Origin of the sequence: Thalassobellus sediminis (assembly GCF_044386045.1) — a bacterium.
In the GTDB taxonomy this organism is placed as follows: domain Bacteria; phylum Bacteroidota; class Bacteroidia; order Flavobacteriales; family Flavobacteriaceae; genus Thalassobellus; species Thalassobellus sediminis.
In genome coordinates this window covers 1,518,403-1,543,233 of record NZ_JBISCD010000040.1, presented here as the reverse complement: position 1 = coordinate 1,543,233, position 24,831 = coordinate 1,518,403, and the positions used below count along the sequence as shown (strand labels likewise).

Annotated in this window: 28 protein-coding genes and 1 tRNA gene; 14 read left to right on the top strand and 15 right to left on the bottom strand. The window is 31.6% G+C overall.

The annotated features are described in order from the left end of the window. Positions 1-16: 16 nt before the first annotated feature. Entirely contained in the window at positions 17-817 is an 801-nt protein-coding gene (locus tag ACH5TW_RS13355; protein WP_439336999.1) for a class I SAM-dependent methyltransferase, read from the bottom strand. Positions 818-850: 33 nt separating this feature from the next. Here ACH5TW_RS13355 and ACH5TW_RS13350 point away from each other — a divergent pair, with 33 nt between their 5' ends. From ACH5TW_RS13350 to ACH5TW_RS13320, 7 genes are all read left to right on the top strand, one after another. Further along, on the top strand, positions 851-1,498 hold the full coding sequence (locus ACH5TW_RS13350; protein WP_439336998.1) for a hypothetical protein: 648 nt from the start codon (positions 851-853) through the stop codon (positions 1,496-1,498). A gap of 243 nt (positions 1,499-1,741) precedes the next feature. After that, positions 1,742-3,013 carry a kynureninase gene (kynU, locus tag ACH5TW_RS13345; RefSeq protein ID WP_439336997.1) on the top strand — a complete coding sequence of 424 codons (1,272 nt, stop codon included), beginning with the start codon at positions 1,742-1,744 and terminating at the stop codon, positions 3,011-3,013. Between the two features lie 248 nt (positions 3,014-3,261). Next, on the top strand, positions 3,262-4,659 hold the full coding sequence (locus ACH5TW_RS13340; RefSeq protein WP_439336996.1) for an FAD-dependent oxidoreductase: 1,398 nt from the start codon (positions 3,262-3,264) through the stop codon (positions 4,657-4,659). 232 nt (positions 4,660-4,891) lie between these two features. Further along, positions 4,892-5,416 (top strand): 3-hydroxyanthranilate 3,4-dioxygenase, encoded by a 525-nt coding sequence (locus tag ACH5TW_RS13335; protein ID WP_439336995.1) that lies wholly within the window; start codon positions 4,892-4,894, stop codon positions 5,414-5,416. 20 nt (positions 5,417-5,436) lie between these two features. Continuing rightward, entirely contained in the window at positions 5,437-6,522 is a 1,086-nt protein-coding gene (locus ACH5TW_RS13330) for an amidohydrolase family protein (RefSeq protein ID WP_439336994.1), read from the top strand. Between the two features lie 55 nt (positions 6,523-6,577). Further along, positions 6,578-6,802 (top strand): hypothetical protein, encoded by a 225-nt coding sequence (locus ACH5TW_RS13325; protein ID WP_439336993.1) that lies wholly within the window; start codon positions 6,578-6,580, stop codon positions 6,800-6,802. Positions 6,803-6,870: 68 nt separating this feature from the next. Beyond that, positions 6,871-7,512 (top strand): O-methyltransferase, encoded by a 642-nt coding sequence (locus ACH5TW_RS13320; RefSeq protein ID WP_439336992.1) that lies wholly within the window; start codon positions 6,871-6,873, stop codon positions 7,510-7,512. Here ACH5TW_RS13320 and ACH5TW_RS13315 read toward each other — a convergent pair. The 5 genes from ACH5TW_RS13315 to ACH5TW_RS13295 form a co-directional block, all read right to left on the bottom strand. Further along, positions 7,507-7,851, bottom strand: coding sequence for a Sec-independent protein translocase subunit TatA/TatB (locus ACH5TW_RS13315; protein ID WP_439336991.1), 345 nt, complete (start codon positions 7,849-7,851; stop codon positions 7,507-7,509). The genes ACH5TW_RS13320 and ACH5TW_RS13315 overlap by 6 nt on opposite strands. A 239-nt stretch (positions 7,852-8,090) precedes the next feature. Next, entirely contained in the window at positions 8,091-10,370 is a 2,280-nt protein-coding gene (locus tag ACH5TW_RS13310; RefSeq protein ID WP_439336990.1) for a M1 family metallopeptidase, read from the bottom strand. A 105-nt stretch (positions 10,371-10,475) separates the two neighbouring features. Beyond that, positions 10,476-10,979 (bottom strand): DUF6702 family protein, encoded by a 504-nt coding sequence (locus ACH5TW_RS13305; protein ID WP_439336989.1) that lies wholly within the window; start codon positions 10,977-10,979, stop codon positions 10,476-10,478. A 110-nt stretch (positions 10,980-11,089) separates the two neighbouring features. Further along, entirely contained in the window at positions 11,090-11,317 is a 228-nt protein-coding gene (locus tag ACH5TW_RS13300) for a hypothetical protein (protein WP_439336988.1), read from the bottom strand. Positions 11,318-11,455: 138 nt separating this feature from the next. Continuing rightward, the gene (locus tag ACH5TW_RS13295) at positions 11,456-12,256 is read right to left on the bottom strand and encodes a carboxypeptidase-like regulatory domain-containing protein (RefSeq protein ID WP_439336987.1); all 801 of its coding nucleotides are present in this window, start codon (positions 12,254-12,256) and stop codon (positions 11,456-11,458) included. A gap of 106 nt (positions 12,257-12,362) precedes the next feature. Here ACH5TW_RS13295 and pepE point away from each other — a divergent pair, with 106 nt between their 5' ends. Beyond that, entirely contained in the window at positions 12,363-13,070 is a 708-nt protein-coding gene (gene pepE / locus ACH5TW_RS13290) for a dipeptidase PepE (RefSeq protein ID WP_439336986.1), read from the top strand. Positions 13,071-13,102: 32 nt separating this feature from the next. Here the strand turns inward: pepE and ACH5TW_RS13285 are convergent. Continuing rightward, positions 13,103-13,175, bottom strand: a tRNA-Gly gene (locus ACH5TW_RS13285). Between the two features lie 47 nt (positions 13,176-13,222). After that, positions 13,223-13,651, bottom strand: a complete 429-nt coding sequence (locus tag ACH5TW_RS13280; RefSeq protein ID WP_439336985.1) for a GNAT family N-acetyltransferase — start codon at positions 13,649-13,651, stop codon at positions 13,223-13,225. 59 nt (positions 13,652-13,710) lie between these two features. Between ACH5TW_RS13280 and ACH5TW_RS13275 the strand changes: the two genes are divergently transcribed. Then, positions 13,711-14,163 (top strand): GNAT family N-acetyltransferase, encoded by a 453-nt coding sequence (locus tag ACH5TW_RS13275; protein ID WP_439336984.1) that lies wholly within the window; start codon positions 13,711-13,713, stop codon positions 14,161-14,163. 70 nt (positions 14,164-14,233) lie between these two features. On the opposite strand, the gene ACH5TW_RS13270 is transcribed toward ACH5TW_RS13275, so the two are convergent. Next, positions 14,234-14,635 carry an ankyrin repeat domain-containing protein gene (locus ACH5TW_RS13270; protein WP_439336983.1) on the bottom strand — a complete coding sequence of 134 codons (402 nt, stop codon included), beginning with the start codon at positions 14,633-14,635 and terminating at the stop codon, positions 14,234-14,236. Positions 14,636-14,888: 253 nt separating this feature from the next. Here ACH5TW_RS13270 and gpmI point away from each other — a divergent pair, with 253 nt between their 5' ends. From gpmI to ACH5TW_RS13250, 4 genes are all read left to right on the top strand, one after another. After that, positions 14,889-16,403, top strand: coding sequence for a 2,3-bisphosphoglycerate-independent phosphoglycerate mutase (gpmI, locus tag ACH5TW_RS13265; RefSeq protein ID WP_439336982.1), 1,515 nt, complete (start codon positions 14,889-14,891; stop codon positions 16,401-16,403). Positions 16,404-16,457: 54 nt separating this feature from the next. Then, positions 16,458-16,862, top strand: a complete 405-nt coding sequence (locus ACH5TW_RS13260) for a BT0820 family HAD-type phosphatase (RefSeq protein WP_439336981.1) — start codon at positions 16,458-16,460, stop codon at positions 16,860-16,862. A gap of 68 nt (positions 16,863-16,930) precedes the next feature. Then, entirely contained in the window at positions 16,931-17,749 is an 819-nt protein-coding gene (gene map, locus ACH5TW_RS13255; protein WP_439336980.1) for a type I methionyl aminopeptidase, read from the top strand. Positions 17,750-17,808: 59 nt separating this feature from the next. Then, positions 17,809-18,573 carry a class I SAM-dependent methyltransferase gene (locus ACH5TW_RS13250; RefSeq protein WP_439336979.1) on the top strand — a complete coding sequence of 255 codons (765 nt, stop codon included), beginning with the start codon at positions 17,809-17,811 and terminating at the stop codon, positions 18,571-18,573. On the opposite strand, the gene ACH5TW_RS13245 is transcribed toward ACH5TW_RS13250, so the two are convergent. Genes ACH5TW_RS13245 through ACH5TW_RS13230 form a run of 4 tightly spaced genes read right to left on the bottom strand, consistent with a single transcriptional unit; the run spans position 18,574 to position 21,476 of the window. Continuing rightward, a complete protein-coding gene (locus ACH5TW_RS13245) occupies positions 18,574-19,263 on the bottom strand; it encodes a uracil-DNA glycosylase family protein (protein WP_439336978.1) in 690 nt (229 codons plus the stop codon). Beyond that, positions 19,250-19,981 carry a hypothetical protein gene (locus ACH5TW_RS13240; protein ID WP_439336977.1) on the bottom strand — a complete coding sequence of 244 codons (732 nt, stop codon included), beginning with the start codon at positions 19,979-19,981 and terminating at the stop codon, positions 19,250-19,252. The genes ACH5TW_RS13245 and ACH5TW_RS13240 overlap by 14 nt, the downstream gene beginning before the upstream one ends. Before the next feature lie 51 nt (positions 19,982-20,032). Further along, on the bottom strand, positions 20,033-20,791 hold the full coding sequence (yaaA, locus tag ACH5TW_RS13235) for a peroxide stress protein YaaA (protein WP_439336976.1): 759 nt from the start codon (positions 20,789-20,791) through the stop codon (positions 20,033-20,035). Positions 20,792-20,822: 31 nt separating this feature from the next. After that, positions 20,823-21,476 (bottom strand): VOC family protein, encoded by a 654-nt coding sequence (locus tag ACH5TW_RS13230; RefSeq protein WP_439336975.1) that lies wholly within the window; start codon positions 21,474-21,476, stop codon positions 20,823-20,825. Positions 21,477-21,654: 178 nt separating this feature from the next. Between ACH5TW_RS13230 and yiaK the strand changes: the two genes are divergently transcribed. After that, complete coding sequence (gene yiaK / locus ACH5TW_RS13225; protein WP_439336974.1) at positions 21,655-22,671, top strand: 3-dehydro-L-gulonate 2-dehydrogenase; 1,017 nt, start codon at positions 21,655-21,657, stop codon at positions 22,669-22,671. A 281-nt stretch (positions 22,672-22,952) separates the two neighbouring features. Here the strand turns inward: yiaK and ACH5TW_RS13220 are convergent, their stop codons facing one another. Together ACH5TW_RS13220 and ACH5TW_RS13215 are read right to left on the bottom strand one after the other, a co-directional pair. Then, complete coding sequence (locus ACH5TW_RS13220; RefSeq protein ID WP_439336973.1) at positions 22,953-23,987, bottom strand: RluA family pseudouridine synthase; 1,035 nt, start codon at positions 23,985-23,987, stop codon at positions 22,953-22,955. A 2-nt stretch (positions 23,988-23,989) separates the two neighbouring features. Continuing rightward, positions 23,990-24,544, bottom strand: a complete 555-nt coding sequence (locus ACH5TW_RS13215) for a PASTA domain-containing protein (protein WP_439336972.1) — start codon at positions 24,542-24,544, stop codon at positions 23,990-23,992. Positions 24,545-24,831 lie beyond the last annotated feature (287 nt).

The window sequence follows — 24,831 nt, the reverse complement described above, 5'->3', positions numbered from 1 at the left end:
TACTTTTACTAACAACTTAAACCTTAACCACCTTCAACTCAAAAATCAAAGGATACAATTTATCTTTTGTAACAAACATACCGTTTTCAGTTTCAACCAAATCTGGTAACACATTATATGGGCTTTCATCATATTCTTTTAAATACTCAATATGCAAACCAGCTTCAGTTAAAGCAGATACTACTTCACCCAAACCATGATTCCAACCATATTCCTTACTCATCATTTTTGAGTCTTGATTCGCATAGGTGCCTTCATATTCCTCATAAATAACTTCGTCTTGCATATAACCATATGTCATAACAGGCTTACCTTCTAAATAATCAAACATCCAAACAATCGGGTGAAATTCTGCCATGTAAAACGTGCCACCTTTTTTCAATCGTTCAGCAATCATGTTTCCCCAAGGTTTTAAATCGGGTAACCAACCAATAACACCATAGCTTGTAAAAACAATATCGAACGTATCTTTTATATACTGCGAAGTATCAAGCACATTACAACAAACAAATTCAGCATCAAGCTTTAGTTTTTTATTTAAATTTTGTGCCAATTTTATGCCTTCATCACTCAAATCTACTCCAACACACTTGGCTCCCATTCTACTCCAACTTAACGTATCTTGTCCAAAATGACATTGTAAATGCAATAACTCTTTTCCTTTCACATCACCTAAAGCTTTCAATTCATAAGGCATTAAAGAGGTTTTTCCTTTCTTAAAAGCGTCTAAATTATACATGTCACTTTTTGCATGTACTTTCACCTTATGATTCCAAGTGGCTTTATTGATTTCAAAATATTTTTTGCTCGTATCCATCTTCAAGTTATATCTTTACTAAAATTCTAAATTATGAAAAATTTACTAGTCATTATCTTTTTAACAATTATCTGTCTTTCTTGCAAACAAAAAAAAGAACAAACAATTGTTGAACCAGAAATTTCTGTGGCTCAAAAAATAGCAAATGCGCATGGTTTTGAAAACTGGAAACAAGTATCTGAAATTCAGTTTACCTTTTTCGGAAAAAGAAACTGGACATGGAAACCAAAAACAAACGACGTTACATTAATTACAGAAACGGACACCATAAATTACAACAGAAAAACACTTGATAGTCTCTCTCAAAAAGCCGACAAAAATTTTATAAACGATAAATTCTGGCTGTTAATTCCATTTCAATTGGTTTGGGACAGCAACACAACCATTTCCGCCCCCATTAAAACCGAAGCACCTATAAGCAAAACCCATATGAATAAAATCACAGTAGTATATCCTAACGAAGGTGGCTACACACCAGGTGATGCTTACGATATTTTTTATGGCGATGATTTTATTATAAAAGAATGGGCGTTTAGAAGAAGCAACCAACCCGAAGCGGGACTTGTAAACACCTTTGAAAACTATCAAGATTTTAATGGTTTAAAAATAGCTTTAGAGCATAAAAAAGCAACTAGTGATTGGAACCTCAAATTCTCTAATGTAAAAGTGACTTTAGAATAAACTTTGGCATGATGATTGAATTATAATTAATAGAAAAATTAGTTGTTTTTTTATGTAAGTAAAACATCTAACGTACGACTAAAATCGTATATAAAGTATATTAGAATTTTCCGCAATTTGCGTCTATATATATTCAAAGCGCTTCAATCAATGGTTGAAGCGCTTTTTCTTTTTTTGGTTTTTTTACAGTTCATTTCTAAGTTAATAATTCCTATTTTTGTTAGAAACCTAAATTAATTCACTTTGCACAATTACAAACAAGGTCTTGATTACGCTAAAGAACAAGATCAAAATGACGCATTGTCTTCTTATAGAAATCAATTTCATATTCCAAAAGATAAACATGGAAATGATTTAATTTATATGACAGGTAATTCATTGGGATTACAACCAAAAGCAACCAAAGCATATATCAATCAAGAACTTGAAGACTGGGCTAATTTAGGCGTTGAAGGGCATCTAGAAGCTAAAAATCCGTGGCTACCGTATCATGAATTTTTAACGGAAAGCATGGCAAAAGTAGTTGGCGCAAAACCCATTGAAGTTATAGTAATGAACACGCTTACTGCTAACTTACATTTTATGATGGTGTCGTTTTACAAACCAACTAAAACACGCTATAAAATCCTTATTGAAAGTGATGCATTTCCATCTGATAAATATGCGGTTGAATCACAATTACGTCATCATGGATTTGATGATAAAGAAGGTGTTATTTTATGGGAACCTCGCAAAGGTGAAGAATTATTAAACTACGACGATTTAGAAACTATTTTAGAATCGCAAGGCGATGAAATAGCACTTATTATGATTGGCGGCGTTAATTATTACACAGGACAGTATTTCGATTTAAAACGCATAACCAAACTCGGACATAAACATGGTTGTACTGTTGGCTTTGATTGCGCACATGGCGCTGGAAATGTCGCGTTGAATTTACACGATTCTGAAGCCGATTTTGCCGTTTGGTGCACTTATAAATATCTTAATTCGGGTCCAGGAAGTTTAGCAGGTTGCTTTATACACGAACGACACGCTTACAACAAAAACCTTAACCGATTTACGGGGTGGTGGAGCCACAACAAGCAAACCCGTTTTAATATGCGTGATGAGTTTGACCAATTACCAGGTGCAGAAGGTTGGCAATTAAGTAATCCGCCTATATTATCGATGGCTGCTATAAAAGCATCTTTAGATATGTTTAATGACGTTGGTTTTGAAAAATTAATAGAAAAATCTAGAAAACTAACAGGTTATTTTGAATTTCTGTTAAACCAATTGGGAGACGATGTTATTAGCATAATTACACCCAATAATCATGAAGAACGCGGTTGTCAACTGTCTATTCAAGTAAAAAATGCCGATAAAACATTACATGATAAACTAACCGAATCTGGCGTTATTAGCGATTGGCGAGAGCCCGATGTAATTCGTTGTGCTCCTGCTCCTCTTTATAATTCGTTTGAAGATGTGTATAGGTTGGTTGAGAAACTAAAAACCATTTTAAATGAATAGAATTTTTTTTAAGAAACACAAAACATTAATTGAACTTGAATTTCCAACGATAGTCGGAATCATCAAAATCAAAAAATAATGAACGAAGGAATGAAGATGCAAAGCGTAGCTTTAAGCACGTAATTCCGAAAGAGAATGATGCTTTAGCAATTTTCTAATTTTGATTTGATTTTTTGATTCGTTTTGTATCAAGACAAAATGAATAGGAACATAATAAGATTCCCGCCTTCGCTGGAATGAAAATAAAAATGCAAGAACAACAAAACATACTCATTATAGGCGCAGGACTTTGCGGAAGCCTACTCGCTTTACGCTTAGGACAGCGCGGATACAACGTATCTGTTTACGAAATGCGTCCCGATTTACGTAAAGTCGATATTTCTGCTGGTCGTTCTATAAACTTAGCCTTTTCAAATCGTGGTAACAACGCTATGAAACTGGTTGGTATTGAAGAGAAAGTAAAAGCACTTTGCATTCCCATGAACGGCCGTATGATTCATGATAGGAAAGGCAATACTTCTTTGTCTAATTATAGTGGACGCGAAGATGAATATATAAATTCTATTTCTCGTGGAGACCTCAACGCATTACTTTTAGATGAAGCTGAAAAGCATGAAAACGTAACTATCCATTTTAATAAAAAATGTAAATCGGTTGATTTTGAAAAAACCACAGCTTTATTTAAAGATTATAACACAAAATCTGAGTTTGTAGAAGATGCCGATGTTATTATTGCTACAGACGGCGCTGGTTCTGCGATGCGCAAAAGCTATTATTTAGGCAAAAAATTCTTATTCAGTTTTTCGCAAAACTATTTAACACACGGTTATAAAGAACTTAGTATTTTACCAAATGAAAATGGCGATTATAAAACGTATAAAAACGCCCTTCATATTTGGCCTCGTGGCTCTTTTATGCTCATCGCTTTACCAAATTTAGACGGTAGCTTTACGGTAACACTCTTTTTAAGTTATAATGAAGGTGCATACAATTTTAATAACCTGACTAACGAAGCTATTGTGCTAGAATTTTTCCAAAAAGAATTCCCAGATGCTTTAGCTATTATACCAAACCTTGTTGATGATTTCTTTAAAAACCCCACAGCTTCTTTAGGCACTATAAAATGTTCGCCTTGGCATTATAAAGGTAATACGCTTTTAATGGGAGACGCCGCTCATGCTATTGTGCCGTTTTACGGACAAGGTATGAATGCATCCTTTGAAGATGTTGTTGAGTTTGATAAGGCATTAGATGAAAATCTGGATAGCTGGGAAGCTACATTTACCGCTTACGAAAAGGGCAGAAAAAAAGACACCGATGCTATTGCCGATTTAGCGATTGATAATTTTCATGAAATGAAAGACCATGTGGCGCATCCTATTTTTAAAGAAAAACGCAAGTTAGAAATGGCTTTAGAAAAAGCGTTTCCTAATGACTATGCTTCAAAATACTCCTTAGTAACCTTTAATGAAACTATTGGCTACCGAGAAGCGATGCTTAAAGGAAGAGCACAAGACAAGGCTATTTTAAATTTGTTAACAGATAAATTAATAACTCTAGATGCTGATTTAAAAACAACATTAGAAAAAATAAAACAAGAAACAAATGCTATTTTAGAAGACGATAGAATTGCTGGATTGAAATAATCTTGATGATTTTTCAACAACAAAATATCCGTTTTTTATTGTAATTTTATTGAATTGAAGAACCCGCGTTAAGGATTGTAGTGGCATCCTTTTTGCGAAGCCATATAATTGAAATACACTTTAAAAACTAAAAGCTGTAGATAATAAGATCACGAAACAAGTTCGAGATTGCTTCGCAAAAAGATATAACGGAAAGCCTGACCCGATAGGGGAACGCCCAAAACCTATAACTATGAGTAAATTAGTATCGCCTTTAAATTTTAAAGCTTGGATTGAAGAAAACAGACACCTTTTAAAGCCGCCAGTTGGCAATAAATGTGTTTGGAAAGATGGCAATTTTATTGTCATGGTTGTTGGTGGACCAAACAACAGAAAGGATTACCACTATAATGAAACGCCTGAGTTTTTTCATCAGATTGAAGGTGATATGGTTTTAAAAATCATGAATAATGGCGTACCTGAAGATGTACCTATAAAAGAAGGTGAAATTTATTTATTACCGCCTAAAGTGCCGCATTCTCCGCAACGTGGCGCCAATACTGTTGGGCTAGTTATTGAATATCCGCGTTCTAAAAAAATGAAGGATGCTTTAGAATGGTACTGCGAAAATTGCAATAATTTATTATACAGAAAAAAGTTTAAACTTGGCAATATTGAAACTGATATGCCTAAAATTTTCGACAAGTTTTATAGCAGTGATAAAAAATGTACCTGCGACAAATGTAGTACTAAAATGGAAGCTCCAAACAAAATATAATTATTGTATTTTAAATATCTATGAAACGTAAACTCCGTATAAATGGTCATTCGCATTTGCTTCCTTATCCCGAGCAAATCCCTCAGTTCATGAAGGAAAAAGAAATATTTTGGGTTGATGATGAGCGTAAACACATGCTACAAAAAGGCTGGAAAAGACCTGTGACGCATTCTAGTTTTTTTTTAGAAGAAAAGCTTGAGTGGATGGACATAAACAAACTTGACCATGCTGTTGTTTTAAATTTATCGCAATTGTACGGAAATGGTTTGCGTTTAGAGGAAATGAAAAAAGCATTACGTTTTCAGAATGATTTTAATGCAAAAGTACAGCACGATCATCCTTCTAAATTTACCTGTGGTTTTGTAGTACATCCTGGTTTTATTCATGGTGCTTTATATGAAATTGAACGCTGTGTTGAAGCGTTAGACATGAAGGTTTTATGTCTTCCTACACATTTCATGGATTCTATTGGACAGTGGCGTTCTGTTTTTGATAAGGAAAATGATGCTATTTTTGAATTAGCAAATAAGTATAAATTAGCAATTGAAATCCATCCGTATGATGGTGATAAAATGATAAATTTAGAAAATACCGCATGGCGCTTTCACCTTATTTGGATGTTAGCACAATGTGGTGACGCCTATCATTTTTACACTTTAAATGGCATGCAAGAACGTTTTCCTAATATTAGAACCTGTTTTGCGCATGGCGGCCAACTGGCACAAATGAATTTAGGACGACGTATTCAAGGTTTTGATGGCAGACCCGATTTATTTGAAGGCAAACATCACCCTAGAAAAGCTGTTGGCCATCCAAACATCTATTTTGACACTTTGGTTCATGATACCGATTCTCTAAAACTAATGATAGACCGCCAAAGTAGCAACCAAGTTATTATGGGACTAGATGATCCTTATCCGTTAGGCGAAATGGAAAGCGATGCGCAATCATCATACCCAGGCAAATTATTAGATTTAGCGATTGAAAGGGATATTATTAACCAAAAACAATATGATGACATTTGGGAAGATAATGTACTGCGTTGGCTATTTGGTGATGATAAAGTTGCTAAAACAAATCTTACGAATAAAATTCTGAACAAATAATTTATATATTTCCTACAATATTTATTATATTTAGAATTCATTTAAACTTACAATTATGAGAAAAATTGGTTCTTACATGGTGTTTTTCGGTGCTTTTGCAATCATCTTGAATTTTTTAGATAGAGTTCCATCCTTACTTATTTGGATATATACTTGGGGAGATACAACCGCTTGGATTATTAAAATTGCACTTATAGTAATAGGAGCTATACTATTCTTTATGGGTGGGAAAAGCGAAGAACCTGAGACTGAATCTCCAACTGTAGAAGCTGAAGAGTAATTTAAAACTATTTTCATTAATTTAATTTAACTTTGTTTTTTATTTATTTTGAAACAAGGCAAATTAATATGCACTTTTTACCCGAAGCACTAGATGATTATGTAGTAACTCATTCTGAAGAAGAACCAGAGTTGCTAGAACAATTGACACGTGAAACTTACCAAAAAATATTACAACCTATTATGCTTAGCGGCCCTTATCAAGGTCGTATTTTGAGTATGATTTCTAAATTAAAAACGCCTAAAACTATTTTAGAGTTGGGCACTTTTACGGGATATGCGACACTTTGTTTAGCGGAAGGTCTACAGAATGACGGAGAAATACATACGATTGATGTTAATGAAGAATTGGTCGATTTTCAGCGTAAATATTTTGATAAATCTGAATATGGTCATCAAATTTTTCAACATTTGGGTAATGCTTTAGATGTTATTCCTAAGCTTGACCAAACGTATGATTTAGTTTTTATTGATGCCGATAAGCCTAATTATGTAAATTATTTTCATGCCATCATTGATAAGTTAAACACAGGTGGTATTATTATATCAGACAATGTTTTGTGGCACGGAAAGGTTATTGAAACTTTAGACCCTAAAGATAAATCGACTAAAGCTGTGTTAGACTATAATACGCTTTTAAAAGAAGATTCTAGAATTGAAACGGTATTACTCCCTATAAGAGACGGGTTGACGATTAGTAGAAAGTTATAATTTTCGTTTTACAGAGCCTGTAAATTCTTCTACTTCGTCTTTTACTTTATCTAGCTCTTTTTTAACATCGGAAACAATACCGGTATCAATACTATTGTTATCGGCAGTCTTCGTAATTTCGTGCTTAATATCATTAGTTGCATCTTTAAGCGTACGCATACCTTTGCCTAAACCTCGAGCAATTTCAGGCAACTTATCGGCACCAAAAACCATAATAACAATAAATAGAATAAATGCTATTTCGGCACCACTAATAAATAAAAATGTAGTATGTAATTTCACGGTACAAATATAGTGAGATGATTTAATAGAATGAAGAAATATTATTCTCTTTAACATTAATATCAATTCCGCATTAAAACTACCGTAATAAAACGCACTTTTTTCCTTTCTACTTCAACATAAAAAGAAACCGTAACTAAGGCTATGCTTTATTTTTATGTCTTGTATAAAGAAAAAAATTATCATTTTATTTTACAGTAATTTCAATACAGAATTGGTATAATTTTCAATAAGGAAATACTATAAAAGCAAAAAGCCAACTTTTTAAGTTGGCTTTTTGCTTAAAAAGTTAATATTTATCCTTTTATTTTTTCTTTAAATTTATCAAAGCTACTTTCCTCTACCTTTCGTGGCCATGAATTATTAGAAGTATCAATATCTGCAGTTTCTAAATCTGGATCTATCTCGAAATTAGTAATTGCTTTTTGTGTTTTAAAAACCTTGGTTACTTCATTTTCATTATAACGCCATATTTGAGCAGGATACGTTTTTCTTTCTTTAGTGCCGTCTTCATAAGTTAACTCTAAAATAATTGGCATAACCAAACCTCCTGGTTTTTCAAAAGTAACTTCGTAAAAATATTTTGGAGCTTCTTTTAACTGTGATCTTTGAGCTTCTGTTAAAGTAGCTTTATAAGCATCTAAAACTTTAAAGTCTGAAGCGTTTTTAGCGTTTTTAGGCGAAACACCTTCTTTTTCTTCAGCATAATAAATAAGTCTCCCTTTATAATCTTTAAGGTTAATATTATATTTTTTTGCTGCTTCTTCTGCTTTTTCGGTAGGCCTGTCTGTTAAATAATATTTCTTAACACCTTTTACTCCTATATCGCAAACATCTGTTGTATAAAACCAACCTCTCCAAAACCAATCTAAATCCATTGCCGAAGCATCTTCCATGGTTCTAAAGAAATCTGCAGGTGTTGGGTGTTTAAACATCCAACGTTTAGAATAGGTTTTAAAAGCATGATCAAACAACTCTGGTCCCATAATAGTTTGTCGCAACATGTATAATGCTGCTGCTGGTTTTTTATATGCATTTGGAGTAAATTGATGTTCATAAATATAATCTCCTTGAGACATAATTGGTGTTATATAGCTTTGATCTCCGCTCATGTATGTCACAATATCTTTTGGTAAATTTCCTGTAATAAAATTAGGATCATAATCTAACTCAGCTAATGTTTCAACAAATGAATTTATACCTTCATCCATCCAAGTCCATTGACGTTCATCGCTATTTACAATCATAGGAAAAAAATTATGACCAACCTCATGTGTAATTACTCCTATCATTCCTCTTTTTAATCTTTCGGAATAAGTACCGTCAGGTTTTGGACGACCAAAATTATAACATATCATTGGGTATTCCATTCCTTGCCATTCAGAATGAACAGATACAGCTTTGCTATACGGATAATCAAAGGTAAGTTTTGAATATTCTTCTAAAGTATTAGCAACAACTCTTGTTGAATGCTCTTCCCATAGTGGATTTCCTTCTTTAGGATATAAAGAAATTGCCATTACAGAACGACCATTAATATTAACTGCCATAGCATCCCAAATATACTTTCTTGATGATGCAAAAGAAAAATCTCGCACCTTTTCTGCTTTAAAATGCCAAGTCTTAGTTTTAATACTTCGCATTTTTTCAGCAATTTCAGCTTCCTTCTGAGTGACTATAAAAACTGGCTCATCAAATGATTTTCTAGCTTCCTCTAAACGTTTTTGTTGCAGTTTTGTTAAAACATCTTTTGGGTTTTGCAAGACACCTGTTGCTTCTAAAATATGATCATCTGGAACTGTTAACTTAACATCAAATTCTCCAAATTCTAAAGCAAACTCACTTTGCCCCCAAAATTGCATATTTTGCCATCCTTCTACATTATCATAAACACAAAGTCTTGGATAAAATTGAGCTATGGTATAGTTATAATTTCCATCAGGAAAAGACTCTAATCCTGATCTTCCTCCATCTGGTCTTATATCGTTATTTATATCATTGATATTATAATTCCACTTAACACTAAATTTAAATGTTTCTCCTGGAACAACTGGTTCTGATAAATTTATTCGCATCATGGTTTGATTTATTGTATATGATAAATCTGAACCATCTGTATTTTTTACTGCTTCTATATTAAAACCACCATCAAACTTCTTTTTTAAATTCTTATTGGTGAAATATCTTGCACCTGCAAATGGATCATTAAAATTCTCTGATTCAATATCAAGTGTTTTAGAATTTTTTGCACGCATATTTTGATCTAACTGAAGCCACAAATATTCTAAATGGTCTTTAGAATTATTATGATACGTTATTTTCTCACTCCCAAAAATTCGATTATTATCTTCATCTAAGCGAATATCCATAACGTAATCCACTTTTTGCTGCGTATAAGCATAACCAGGAGCTCCTGAAGCCGTTCTAGTCTCATTAGGAGTTGCTAGAATATCCTTCATTTGTCTAAACTTGTTTTGATTAGTGTGTCCTTGAAATTTTGACTTATCTTGGTTTTGAGCAAAAACGCTTGTTGAAATAAAAACTACTATAAGAAAGTAATACTTTAAATTTTTCATTATATTTTTTATTTACTTAACAATTTTTAGCTATTTGAACGAAATTAATTACTAACAAATAGCAAAAAGAACGAAAATAAAAAAATTTAAATATTATATTATATTTTAATCAAAATTTAACACTGCATTGCTATCTTTAATAGTCAGAATGAAACTTTTTTGTTTAGAGTATATTTTAGTTTTGATAATATTTTGCTGTTCTTGAATTAAATCGAATAAAACTTCATTGGTAATTTCAAAAGAATGTATGCTTTTAACCTCTTCAATTTCTAAATAGCATTTCATTATATCATCATCATACTCTTCACCTATAAAGGTGAAATTTACTTTTTCGCCATTAATTTTAACACTTATTTTTTCACGTAGATAACTTTCAATATAGGTATCTACATTTTTAGGTTTCATCTCTTCTCCAAATGTGATATTTTTATCATATCGCTGACGCAATAAACTTTCAATATCAGACAGAAATATTCTTGAGGTTATTTGTACAGATTTTGTTTTTTCAATATAATCTACTTGAGTAATGCTTATATAATAATCGTGAATTACTCCGAAAGCAAAAAAAGACAACGAACAAAATAATATTATAGCTTTAAAAACTTTCATCTTTTATTATTTATTACGAAAGTAATCTTTTCAAAAAGTATTCCAAAAACATTAATCTTCATTCTCTCTTTTATTATCTATATACTGCCGGTATTTCATTCTCAAGAAAATTAACACTTTAAAATACTTTTTGAAATTATAACTTCTTTAGGGTTATAAAGAATGGAAGAAAACACTAAAGTATCATTCAACTTTGCCGTAATATTAAAATCACCATCCTTACTTGTTATTGTAAAAACCTGTGCTGTTTTATTAATGACATGAATATTTTCAACATCGGTATCACTTTTAACACATCTTTGAATTTCAACAGATTGACCGTTGATAGAATAATACAAAAAAATAAGTATTAATAATTGTAATGTTTGCGTCAAATTATCGCTCTTTTGAGTATATAAAAAACGTATTTCAAATCTTAAAGAAAATGTAATGCACCTCTAAGGTTTTGTTAAATCAGAAACAAACCAATAAAATGCTTAGTTTTTTGGTTTTAAAAACTCTAAACTTTTTTTATGAAGAAGCTCTAAAAACTCCATTTCTTTACCGTAATTAAGCAATGAAAAATCAAAATCACTTCCTTCAACATAAGCTATAAATTCTTCAACACGATGCTCTGGAATATTAAAGTTATCGACTAAAAAATCTGAACCAAAATAATATTTAACCGCTTCTACTGGCACTTCAGGAATACCTTTTTCTTTTTTATTATGCGCTTTAGACCTAAATAAGGGAAGCAATAATTGATCTACTACATTTTTTATATTAAGTCCGTTAACCATAGCAACATGCTGTGTTGCTATAGCTGTATTTTCTACTTTTGTTTTATAGTCGCTTTCAAATTCAAATTCTTCTTTATGCTTTATACCATAATACAAAGCATCTAATTTTGGCTTAAACAGTTTTGTTTCTTGCATATCTGTCTGTAAATTACCAGATAAATTGTTTGGCAACAAAATAATTTCATCCAATCTATTTATTTGTTCTATTAAAAATATTTTTATTGTTTTTGAAGCAATAATATCCTTATTCACATTGAATTTAATATTTTGAAATTGTAAAGCACTCACTTCAATAACATCATTTAATCTAACGGTTAATGTAAACTCCCCGTTTTCATCACTAATTGTCCCTTTGTTTAGTGACGTATTAAAAATAGTTATACCAGCAACATCGTTACTTTCAACTATTACTTTACCTTTTGCTTCAACACTATTTAAAGTTTGAGATACGCTATGTAACGAGGTTAAAATCAATAAAACTAGAATAATTTTTTTCATCTTATTTTTTATTCTAATTTAACACATATAACTTACTTAAATAGTAATATGTATATAAAATTTTGTTATAGCTTATATTTGTAATTCTTATACTTAAGAATTAAATATGCGACAAATTATTATTGCAAGTACCTCAACCACTCATGGAAGTGGATATTTAGAATACATTTTAAACGATTTAGAATTATTTTTTAAAAACACTAAAACCATCCTTTTTATACCTTATGCAAGACCCGGTGGTTTATCACATGATAATTATACGCAAATAGCAAAAAAGGCTTTTTTAAAAATTAATAAAACGATTACAGGTATACATGAATATGAAAACCCAATTGAAGCTATAGAAAACGCTGAAGCTATTTTTGTTGGAGGAGGAAACACCTTTGAACTCACCTACCAATTATATAAAAAAAAACTCATTACCCCTTTACAATCTACTATTAATAATGGTACGCCATACTTAGGCACAAGTGCTGGAAGTAATATTTGTGGACTAACTATAAAAACCACCAACGATATGCCTATTGTATATCCGCCTAGCTTTAATGCATTAGCAATTGTTCCTTTTAACATTAATCCTCATTATTTAGATCCAGACACTAGTAGTAAGCATATGGGAGAAACTAGAGAAACTAGAATTAAAGAATTTCATAATTTTAATACGCAACCTGTTGTTGGTTTAAGAGAAGGTAGTTGGCTAAATGTACAAAATGATTCCATTATTTTAAAAGGAACATTAACAGCACGCATTTTTGAATATAATAAAACGCCTTATGAAGTTGAAACGGGCGCAGAATTAAATACTTTAAAATAAAAAAAGCTCCATATTTCTATGAAGCTTTTAAGAGCGAGAGACCAGGTTCGAACTGGCGACATTCAGCTTGGAAGGCTGACGCTCTACCAACTGAGCTACTCTCGCATTAGCGGGTACAAATATATAATCTATTTCTTAAAATGCAAGAAAAATTATAAGGTTTTTAAAAAATGAAAACCTAAAATTTTAAAGCCTTCATTAAAATAAAACTTATGTGACGGAGCATTAGCAACATAGGTGTTTAGTTCTACTGCTTCGCAACCTTTATTTTCTTTTACATAATTATAAATCCACTTAAAAAATGTCTTCCCTAGCCCTTTTCCTCTATAAGATTCATCTATATAAACGTGATCTGGCTCGACACTTTTTCCTGAATAGTGCCTAGTACAAAACCATAAGCCACAAACACCTATTAATTTATCATCATCATAAATAACAGCACATTCGTAATTTTGATCTTTCATTTCAGAAAAACGCTGTTCTAAAACTTCATAAGACACTCTGTTATTATTTAATTTTTCAACCAAAGGAACCACCATATTTATAAGTTCCTTATCTATAATTTCAAACCTAAATGACATTGATTGTTTTTTACGTGAAGATAATAATTTTGTTTAAGTTTGATTTTATTACATTGATTATGATAAAAGAAAAAGATTATTTAATAAAAATAATTAATGCTAAAGCCACTTACCAAGTAAGACAACCTGTTTTAAGAGCTGGAAAACCTTTAGAATCTTGTGTTTTTGATGGTGATAATTTTGACACAACCATTCACATAGGGATTTTTGTGAAAAATGAATTAATTGGAGTTTGTTCATTTTTTAAAAATAATCAAGATTTAATTTATGAAACTTCACAATACCAACTTCGAGGTATGGCTATTTTAAAAACATTTCAAAGCTTTGGGTTTGGAAAAACTATTTTAAATTATGGAGAATTATATCTTAAAAACAAAGGCATAAATACTATTTGGTGTAACGCTAGAGAAATAGCCGTTAATTTTTACAAAAAAAATGACTATCAAATTATAGGATCTCCTTTTAAGATAAAAGATATTGGTGTGCATTATCTTATGCAAAAAACATTATAACATAAAAAAGCCTTGACAAACAAGGCTTTAACGAGTGACTAACTCAAAATAACTATATATTTCTTTATAATTATTTTTTCTTTTTAGCAGCTAAGGCCTCTTTAATAATAGCTTTAGCTTCATGAGCTCCGTGTAACTGTGCATATTTTAAGGCTGTCATCCCTTTATTAGATTTTGCTTTTAAATTAGCTCCTTTTGAAATTAAAAGTTTTAAAATCTCTGTTCTATTATACTTTGCAGCATACATAATTGGTGTCATGCCATTAGATTTTTCGTTTACACTTTCTCCTCTTGCTAATAATTTTTTTACAGTTTCCACATCGCCTTTTGCAATTGAAACACAAAATGAGTTGACTTTTACTGAATAATATTCTTCAATATTTGTATTTACAGTTTTGTTAATAGGTGTTGCATTTACAGATACTATTGAAAAGCATAATGCGATTGCGGAAATAATGATTGATTTTTTCATGATGAATGATTTTAATTTGTTTTTGATTAATGATTTATTTTGATATACTATAAAAGACGACAACCATTTTAATCTGTTACAGAAAAAACAGTTTATAATATATTTTTAACGTTTCATTCACATTTTTTTAACGTAACCATTCTTTTTTTAAACACTCTCTAAAAGCCTAAAAATATTAGCTTTTTGCAAGGTTTTATACACCGTAACAGAACAAACTTCTTTATCTTTGTTTTACAATAAAATTTCAACAAAAATGAATAAAAAAGTTATCTTAATGATACTTGATGGCTGGGGAAATTCACCAGACCCAAAAGTTTCAGCTATCGATCATGCCAATACACCTTTCATAGATTCTTTATATAAAAAATACCCTTTCGCAACCTTAAGGACCGATGGTTTACATGTAGGTTTACCAGAAGGGCAAATGGGAAATAGTGAAGTAGGGCATATGAATCTTGGCGCTGGACGTATTGTATATCAAGATTTGGCAAAAATTAACCTTGCCATTGAAAAAGATACTTTAAAAGACGAAAAAGTATTAGTTGATGCCCTTAAATATGCTTCAGATAATAATAAAAATGTACACTTTTTAGGATTATTAAGTGATGGTGGTGTGCATGCACACACAAGTCATTTAAAAGGATTTATTGATGCTGCAAATAAAGCTGGTGTTAATTCTTATGTACACGCTTTTACAGATGGTCGTGATGTAGACCCTAAATCTGGAAAAGGTTATGTTTCCGATTTAGAAAACTATATTGAAGGCACAAACACAAAAATAGCAACTATAACAGGTCGCTATTATGCCATGGACAGAGATAACCGTTGGGAACGCGTAAAATTAGCTTATGATGCTATAGCAAATGGTGTAGGTACAAAAACATCGAATGCAACAGCTTCAATACAATCTTTTTATGATGAAGATATTACTGATGAGTTCATCAAACCTTTAATTCTAACAGATAACAATAATGAACCTGTTGCCAAAGTAGAAAAAGATGATGTTGTTATCTTTTACAACTTCAGAACAGATAGAGGTCGTGAATTAACAGACATGCTAAATCAGAAAGATTTTCCAGAATATGATACTGAAAAAATCGACTTATATTATGTTACAATTACTAATTACAGTGATGCTTTTAAAGACATTAAAGTCATTTTTAATAAAGATAATATTACCGAAACACTTGGTGAAGTACTATCTATAAACGGTAAAAAACAAATTAGAATTGCCGAAACAGAAAAATATCCACACGTAACGTTTTTCTTTTCTGGCGGTCAAGAAACCCCTTTTGAAGGTGAATCGCGTATTTTAAAAAATTCGCCAAAAGTTGCTACTTACGATTTACAACCAGAAATGAGCGCTTATGAATTGCGTGATGCTCTTGTTGAAGATCTTAAAAAAGGTGAAGCTGATTTTGTATGCTTAAATTTTGCAAACGGAGATATGGTTGGCCATACGGGTATTATGGAAGCTGCCATTAAAGCTTGTGAAGCTGTTGATGCTTGTGCTAAAGACGTTATTACAACGGGGCTAGAAAACGGCTACACTACCATATTAATTGCTGATCACGGAAATTGTGAAACTATGATTAACCCAGATGGCAGCCCAAACACAGCACACACAACAAATCCTGTACCTGTTATATTAATTGATAACGACTTAAAAGAAATTAAAGATGGCGTATTAGGTGATGTTGCTCCAACTATCCTAAAATTAATAGGCGTTGAACAACCTGAAGCCATGACACGTTTCCCATTAATATAAAATGCTAAAAAGAAATTATTGTACTTTTGTGTAAACGCAAGTCATTTAATTTAAATGAATTTTAACAAACAACTTATCATTGCCATAGATTTTGATGGCACCATAGTTGAAGATGCTTATCCTAAAATAGGAAAACCCAAGATTTTTGCTTTCGAAACTTTAAAAAAGTTGCAAGAAGAAGGGCATCGCCTTATTTTATGGACATATAGATGTGAAGACAAATTAGAAGACGCTGTTAAATTCTGTGAAGATAATGGCGTCTTTTTCTATTCTGTAAATAACAGTTTTCCAGAAGAAGAATATACGAATGATATTAGTAGAAAAATTCATGCCGATTTATTTATAGACGATAGAAATATTGGCGGATTTTTAGGTTGGGGAGAAATATATCAAATGCTAACAAATACAACACCTCCTATAAAAGAAAAAAAGAAAGGCTTTTTTAGTTTTTTAAAATAATTCTTAAAAAAAACCAACTTGAGGCAATCGTTCTATTTTAAGTATCTTTGCCATTATTTTTTTGAAACATGATAGTTATAAAAACCCGAGAAGAAATAGAATTAATGCGCGAAAGTGCTTTAATTGTATCTAAAACATTAGGTGAAGTTGCAAAAGCAATTAAACCAGGTGTAACCACCTTACAACTTGATAAAATTGCAGAAGAACATATAAGAGACCACGGTGCTATACCTGGTTTTTTAGGTCTTTACGATTTTCCTAATACGCTTTGCATGAGTCCGAACACTCAAGTAGTTCATGGAATTCCTAATAGTGAACCACTTGTTGAAGGTGATATTATTTCTATAGATTGTGGTGCTTTAAAAAATGACTTTTATGGCGATCACGCATACACATTTGCTGTTGGAGAGATTGCACATGAAACAGAAAAATTACTTCAAGTAACAAAAGAATCTTTATACGTAGGTATTAAAGAATTCAAAATTAATAATCGTGTTGGCGATGTTGGTTATGCTATTCAAAAATATTGTGAAGATCATGGATATGGTGTTGTTAGAGAATTAGTAGGTCATGGTTTAGGCAGAAAAATGCATGAAGACCCAGAAATGCCTAACTACGGAAAGCGTGGACGAGGCAAAAAATTTGCAGAAGGTATGGTAGTTGCTATCGAACCTATGATTAACTTAGGAACTCACCGCATAAAACAACACAGAGATGGTTGGACTATTACGACTTTAGACAATAAACCAAGCGCACACTTTGAGCACGATGTTGCTATTGTTGATGGTAAACCAGAATTACTTTCTACATTTGCTTATATATATGATGCTTTAGGCATTACCTCTAATGAAGAAGATGAATTTAGAAAAGAAGCTTTAGTGTTGTGATTATAACACTGAAATTCATTGAGACTCTGTGACTCTCTGAGATCCTCAGTGAAACAACTATGAAAAAGTTATTCAAACTCATATTAAATATTATCCCTAGACCTTTATTAATTAGGTTGAGCTATCTTATCCGCCCTATTTTAGCATTATTTTTAAAAGGGAACACATTTACAGATCCTATTGATGGTAAAAGTTTCAAAACATTTTTGCCTTACGGATACGGAACCCAACGTAACAATGTATTATCACCTTCAACTTTAAGTTTGGAGCGCCACAGATTACTTTGGCTATATTTAAATAATGAAACCGATTTGTTTTCTGCTGAAAAAAAAGTCCTTCATTTTGCACCAGAACAATGCTTTTTAAAACGTTTTAGAAACCTAAAAAACCTTGATTATACAACAACAGACTTGCTCTCTCCTATTGCTGATGTAAAAGCAGATATTTGTAATCTTCCTTTTAAGGATAATAGTTATGATGTGATTTTTTGTAATCATGTTTTAGAACACATTCCTGACGATACGAAAGCGATGCAAGAACTGTATCGTGTTTTAAAACCAGGTGGTATGGGCATATTTCAAATTCCTCAAGATTTATCTCGTGAAACCACTTTTGAAGATGATAGCATCACAGACAAAAAGGAGCGTGCTAAAATATTTGGACAATATGACCATGTTCGTGTTTATGGTCGCGATTACTTCAATAAATTAAGACATATTGGTTTTAAAGTTGAAGAAGTTGATTATACCGCAACACTTTCCGCGGAAGCGATAGAAAAATATTGTTTAGCCAAAGGCGAAATTATTCCTGTTTGCTATAAATAATCACAAAAACTCCTGATACTGAAGTACTCTAAAATCAAACGTATTAAATTTAGGGTTTTTAGCTTTTAATTGTTTGTACAAAGGTATTCTACTTATTGAAATATTAGCAGCTCCAGAACCAGATGTTAAAGACACTGTTTTTATGGTTCGTTTTAATTCATGAGATTGATTTATTTTATCACTTACAACAGGTAATTTAAACTCATGTATTCGTGGTACTTCATTTGAAACAACTTGTAACTTTATTCCAAATTCTTTAATATGCCTTCTAAAAAAATATTCTGGTCCATTTTTACTATTTCCACCAGTAAATAATAAGGTATCAATACTAGGGTTTTCTTGTAAATACGAAATAATATTTCGAAGCCTAACATTTTTCATCCCCAAATCGGACGCATCAATTTTATCGCGCTCACAACTTTCTACAATATCGCAAACGCCTATTTTATGCTGTATTAAAAACTGCTTTCGTTCTTCTATAGCTTCAACTGAATTATCGTAACGCAAATTCAAATTATGAATTTTATCAACAAACAACCAAAGTGAATTGTAATAACTTCCGTAACAAAAATCGACATCCTTTTCTAAAAGTTGCCCTGTAGAAAATCGTGGCGGCGGTAATGTTCCCACTATGAGCTTCTTTGTATTTTCCTTTATAAAAGGTTTGTATGGATGTTTATGAAGAAACATTGTAGTTCTTTAAAAGCATTTCAGCTTCTTGTACGGCAACTCTATAAAGCCTTTTGTTTGGTTTTGTCATGTGTAATGACTCAGTTTTAATTTCCTCTAAAACCTCTTTAGCTGCCTCTATTTCGCCTTTAGCATATAAAAACTTAGCATAAATTATGCGTTCATTATAAAAAGAGTAACGTATATCTATGGCTTTTAAGTTGTCTTCAGCTTCTTCTACTCTACCTATTTTTTCTAAAGCTAGTCCGTAAATAAACTGTGTTCTAGATTTCTTGAATTCTAGGTGATCTTTAATTTTTTCGGCATACAAAACAACTTTTTCATAATCTTCAATATTAAAATAACACTCTATAAGTTGTTTAAAAACATAAAAATCGTTTTGTAAATTGCCTTCTATAGATTCTAAATAATGAGTAATTGCATTATTAAAATCTTTTATACCTAAATAAGCATCTGCTAAATTGACTCTGTTTTGATACGATTCTGAAAACTGAAGTTGCTTTTCTAAATCCTTTATCTTTTTAGTTGGGTTGATGATATTAGTAATTTCAGACGTAATTTTTTCTGCATCACGTTTATTATAAACATGAATTATTAGATAAATTATAGAACCAAACGGAATAATAAATATTAGAAAATACCAATAATAAGGACTGTTATTTTTGTATGCATGATATATGCAATAAACTTTCAAAGCAATTAATAAGTAGTAAAGCATGTAAATTTATTTCCATTAAAATTAAAATTTTCTATGAAAGCATCAACAAAATTATCTAATAAAAACTAAATCTGTATCAGTAGACATGTCTTCACTAAAACCATAGCCTTCGTAATTAAAGCCTTTTAAATCTTCAATAGTTTGTGCATTGTTATCTATAATATAACGTGTCATTAAACCTCTCGCCGCTTTAGCATAAAACGAAATAATTTTATACTTGCCATTTTTAAAATCTTTAAAGTTTGCAGTAATTACAGGTACTTTCAACTTTTTTGTATCTATGGCTTTAAAATATTCATTACTCGCTAAGTTTAAAAACAGCTCGCCATCTTCTAATTCTTCATTTAAAGCATTGGTAATTGGTTCTTTCCAAAACTCGTATAAGTTTTTGTTTCTACCAACAGGGAATTTAGTTCCCATTTCTAATCGATACGGCTGAATTAAATCGGTTGGTTTTAACAAGCCATACAAACCAGAAAGAATACGAATGGTATTTTGTGCCGCATCTAATTTTTCTTGAGGAATTGTATACGCATCAAGCCCTTTGTAAACATCGCCACTAAAAGCATACATAGCAGGTCGTGCATTTTCTGGTGTAAAAGGCAATTTCCAATCTTGATTACGCTGAAAATTTAATCGTCCTAAAGCATCAGAAATACTCATAAGTTTTGATAAACTATTTGCCGATTTACTTTTAAGTAACTTATTAATACGCTCTGATTGTGATAAAAAACTAGATTCGGTATATTGAGTTGTTGTCAATGGCGTTTCAAAATCGAGTGATTTTGCAGGCGATAATACTAATTTCATGTATCTATATTATATTTTTAAAATATCTAAATTACGACAATTCTTTTATTTCTCCATTTATAAAACTAAAGTTATAATCGCCTTTTATTATGAAGTTTGATATAAACGCATCTTCTTGTGTTGGATGCCATTTTTTAACCGATTTATTTATTAAAATGAATAATCCTTCGTCATTTCCTAATGCACAGAACCTAGAAAAATCACCATCAAAAACAGAGATTGGTTTTATATTATTTATAGTATTATAAACAGTTTCAATATTGGTAGTAGCAATAGCTATTTCGCTAATTGAAAGAATAGACTTTGATGAAAAAAAAGATGTACTATTTAATTCTAAATTATGTCTTGCAATAAACTCAACAATATTTTTATCGGCATCGTAAAAATAAATGGCTTTTGAATTCCAACTTTTAAAATCGGATATAAGATTATCTCCATCGGGTAAAATTGTTACTCTCTTTTTTAACCAAGAAAGCGCTTCTTCAATTTTATTTGAATAAATATTAAATGCGATATGAGATGGTTTTATTTCCTTTTTGTATTCAAAAGTTAAAATACTTTCTTGTGTATTAAAAGAAATTTTTTCTTCAGAATTATAAACCAATTCTAGGTCTAAAACATTTTGATAAAACTGTTTTTGCCTTTCAATGTTATTAGTAAAAAGTATGATTTCTTTTATTCTCATACTTCAAATATAGTTTAGCTATATATAATTTATGCGTTATTTAAAATGATAATTTTTATTCTTGAATAAGGACTTTTTATAGTTCTATCATTATTAAAAATCACTTTCCGTTATATAATTTAAAAAAAACTAACTTCGCTTTGCTGTATCATATTGTATTAATAAGCAAATTAAACGAATGACAAAATCAACCACAAACATCTCATTTAAAGAAATGAAGAATGTACTTTATAAGCTATTTTTAAAGTATAAATTCTCAGAATCAAAAGCCAAAGTAATAGCCAAAGTATTTGCAGAAAACACTTTAGATGGTGTGAATTCACATGGTATTAATAGGATACCACTTTTTATTAAATATTTAGAAGAAGGTATTATAAATATTGATACCGAAGCTGAGAAAGCAGAAGCTTTTGGTAGTATAGAACGATGGGATGGTAACCATGGCGCTGGTATTATTAACGCAAAAAAATGTACCGCCCGAGCTATAGAATTAGCTAAAACACATGGCATGGGCTTAGTAGCCTTACGCAACACCAACCACTGGATGCGAGGTGGCGCTTATGGTTGGCAAGCAGCAAATGCAGGTTGTATTTCTATACTTTTTACGAATACAAAACCCAATATGCCACCTTGGGGCGGAAAAGATAGTCGCATTGGTAACAATCCTTTTATAATATCCATACCTCGAGAATCTGGTCATGTTGTGCTAGATATGGCAATTTCTCAATTCTCTTTCGGAAAAATTAATGAGTATAAACTTAAAGGAGAAAAACTTCCTTACCCTGGCGGTTGGGATGCTGACGACAATCTGTCTAACGATCCTGAAAAGATTTTACAAAAAGAACGTGGCTTACCTATTGGTTATTGGAAAGGTTCTGCGCTTTCAATGATTTTAGATATGCTAGCCACATTACTGTCGGCAGGAAACTCAACATATAAAGTCGGCCAAAAAGAATTTGAAACGGGCGTATCTCAAATATTTCTTTGTATAGCTCCTGAAGCTTTTAATGATAAAAACATACAAGAAACTCTGCTTAACGAAATTATTAATTACACACACGATGTAGAGCCTATGCACACTGGAGACAAAACGTATTACCCAGGAGAACGCACCTTACAAACACGTGCTAAAAATTTAAAAAATGGTATACCTGTAAGTAATGAAATATGGAAAAAGGTACTTAACTTGATATAAATCTACATAAAATATTAATATTTGATTTAGATAAACTTAAACAAATATGATTTCTCCTATCTATCTTCGAAATGACTAAAATTTCTTGTTTAATATAATTTATAAATTAGTAATTGAATGACATGTTTAAGATCTGCCAATTTCTTCATTGGTAAGGGAGTTGTAAAATATTTATATTCATGAGTTCAATATTTAAAAATACTAACCAACGAATAAACCCTAATTCCTTGCGGGTTAACTCCCAAAAATATTAACACTTATTCTGTATTTAAATGATGTTACTATGCGCCTTGATGTTTAGAATAGGTTCTCCACTTTTCTATACATTGTTGCATATCGTCTGGAATAGGTGTCTCAAATTTTAAAAACTCTCCTGTTTTAGGATGTACAAAACCCAATGTTTTGGCGTGTAAAGCTTGTCTTGGCAACACTTTAAAACAATTATCTACAAACTGTTTGTATTTAGTAAAGGTAGTTCCTTTTAACACTTTTTCACCGCCGTAACGTTCGTCGTTAAACAAGGTATGCCCAATGTATTTCATGTGCACACGTATTTGGTGCGTACGTCCTGTTTCCAGCTTACAAGACACTAAAGTAACATAGCCTAAGCGCTCTAAAACTTTGTAATGTGTAACGGCTGGTTTGCCTTTATCGGCTTCATCATCTAGATATACCGTGTTTTGTAATCTGTTTTTTGGGTGACGTCCAATATTACCTTCTATAGTACCTTCATCGTCGGTCATATTACCCCAAACAATAGCTACATATTCGCGTTCGCTGGTTTTATTTGCAAACTGTGCCGACAAATGCGCCATAGCGGTTTCGGTTTTAGCAACCACTAAAAGTCCGCTTGTATCTTTATCAATTCTATGTACTAAACCAGGACGTTCACTCGAGTTATTAGGTAAATTATCGAACCTATAAATTAAAGCATTTATAAGTGTTCCTGAGTAATTTCCATGACCTGGATGCACAACAATGCCTGCTGGTTTATTAACTACCAAAAGCTCATCGTCTTCATAAACCACATCAAGTGGAATATCTTCACCTACCAATAAATTCTCGAATGGTGGATGTGCAAACAATACTTTAATTTCATCAAAGGGTTTTACTTTGTAGTTAGATTTTACAGGAATATTGTTTACATAAATACTTCCGTCTTTTGCTGCTGCTTGAATTTTACTTCGAGTTGCGTTTTCAACAAAATTCATTAAGTATTTATCTATACGTAATGGCGTTTGTCCTTTATCTACTATAAAAGCATGATGCTCGTAGAGATTGTCTTCGTTTGGTAATTGAGGTGTATAATCTTCCATTTTTATGGTCTATTTCCATTACCAAGTACCAAATCTATTACAGATGTTTTAGCTAGTTTATCTCCGGGTTGTATGGTTTTTTCTTTATAAGTCATTTTTAGCACTAAATCTTTCCCAATATTATCTATATAAGTAAGCTTTCCAACTCTAAAACCAAGAGCTTCTAAGGTAGGTTTAGCTTGTCTAAAAGTACGTTCTCTTAAATCTGGAACTCCTAATTTTCTATAACCTGACGGATTTAGTGTTAAATATATTTTTCTATCTTCTTTTACTTTTGTTCCTGCTGGCGGTTCTTGCTCTATAACCGAAAACTTAGGGTAATCTGGGTTAAAATTTGCAGAATCTTGAATTTGCATAACCAAATTATTCTCGTTCAATTCTATTTTAGCAACGCTAATAGACTTTCCTGTTAAATCTGGTACTGTCTCAAAATCGCCATGGTTTGTTGATACGTTTAACCACTTTAACGCCATAAAGCATATAACTACCAATGCCACAACAGCTAATAGAATTTGCTTTAAAAATGTTTTACTAGTAAGGAATTTAATAATACTCATCTATAGAATTTTCAATTAGGCAAATATATAAAAACAGAACTGTTTTTTCTTTTGCAATATATATGATATTTTAGCTTAACTAATAATAGATACGGTTTATTGTTGGTTTTTGGTTGTAAATAAAGTCAATTAGTATTTACGGTTTAAAGTTTTAATGTTTTGGGCGTTACCACAAGGGTCGGGCTTTACGTTGCAAGTCCTCGCTTCCCTATCGGTCGCTGTGGGCTTTCCACTGCAATCCCTAACGCGCAGCAGAACTTATTTTAAACAGTATTAAACTAACATTC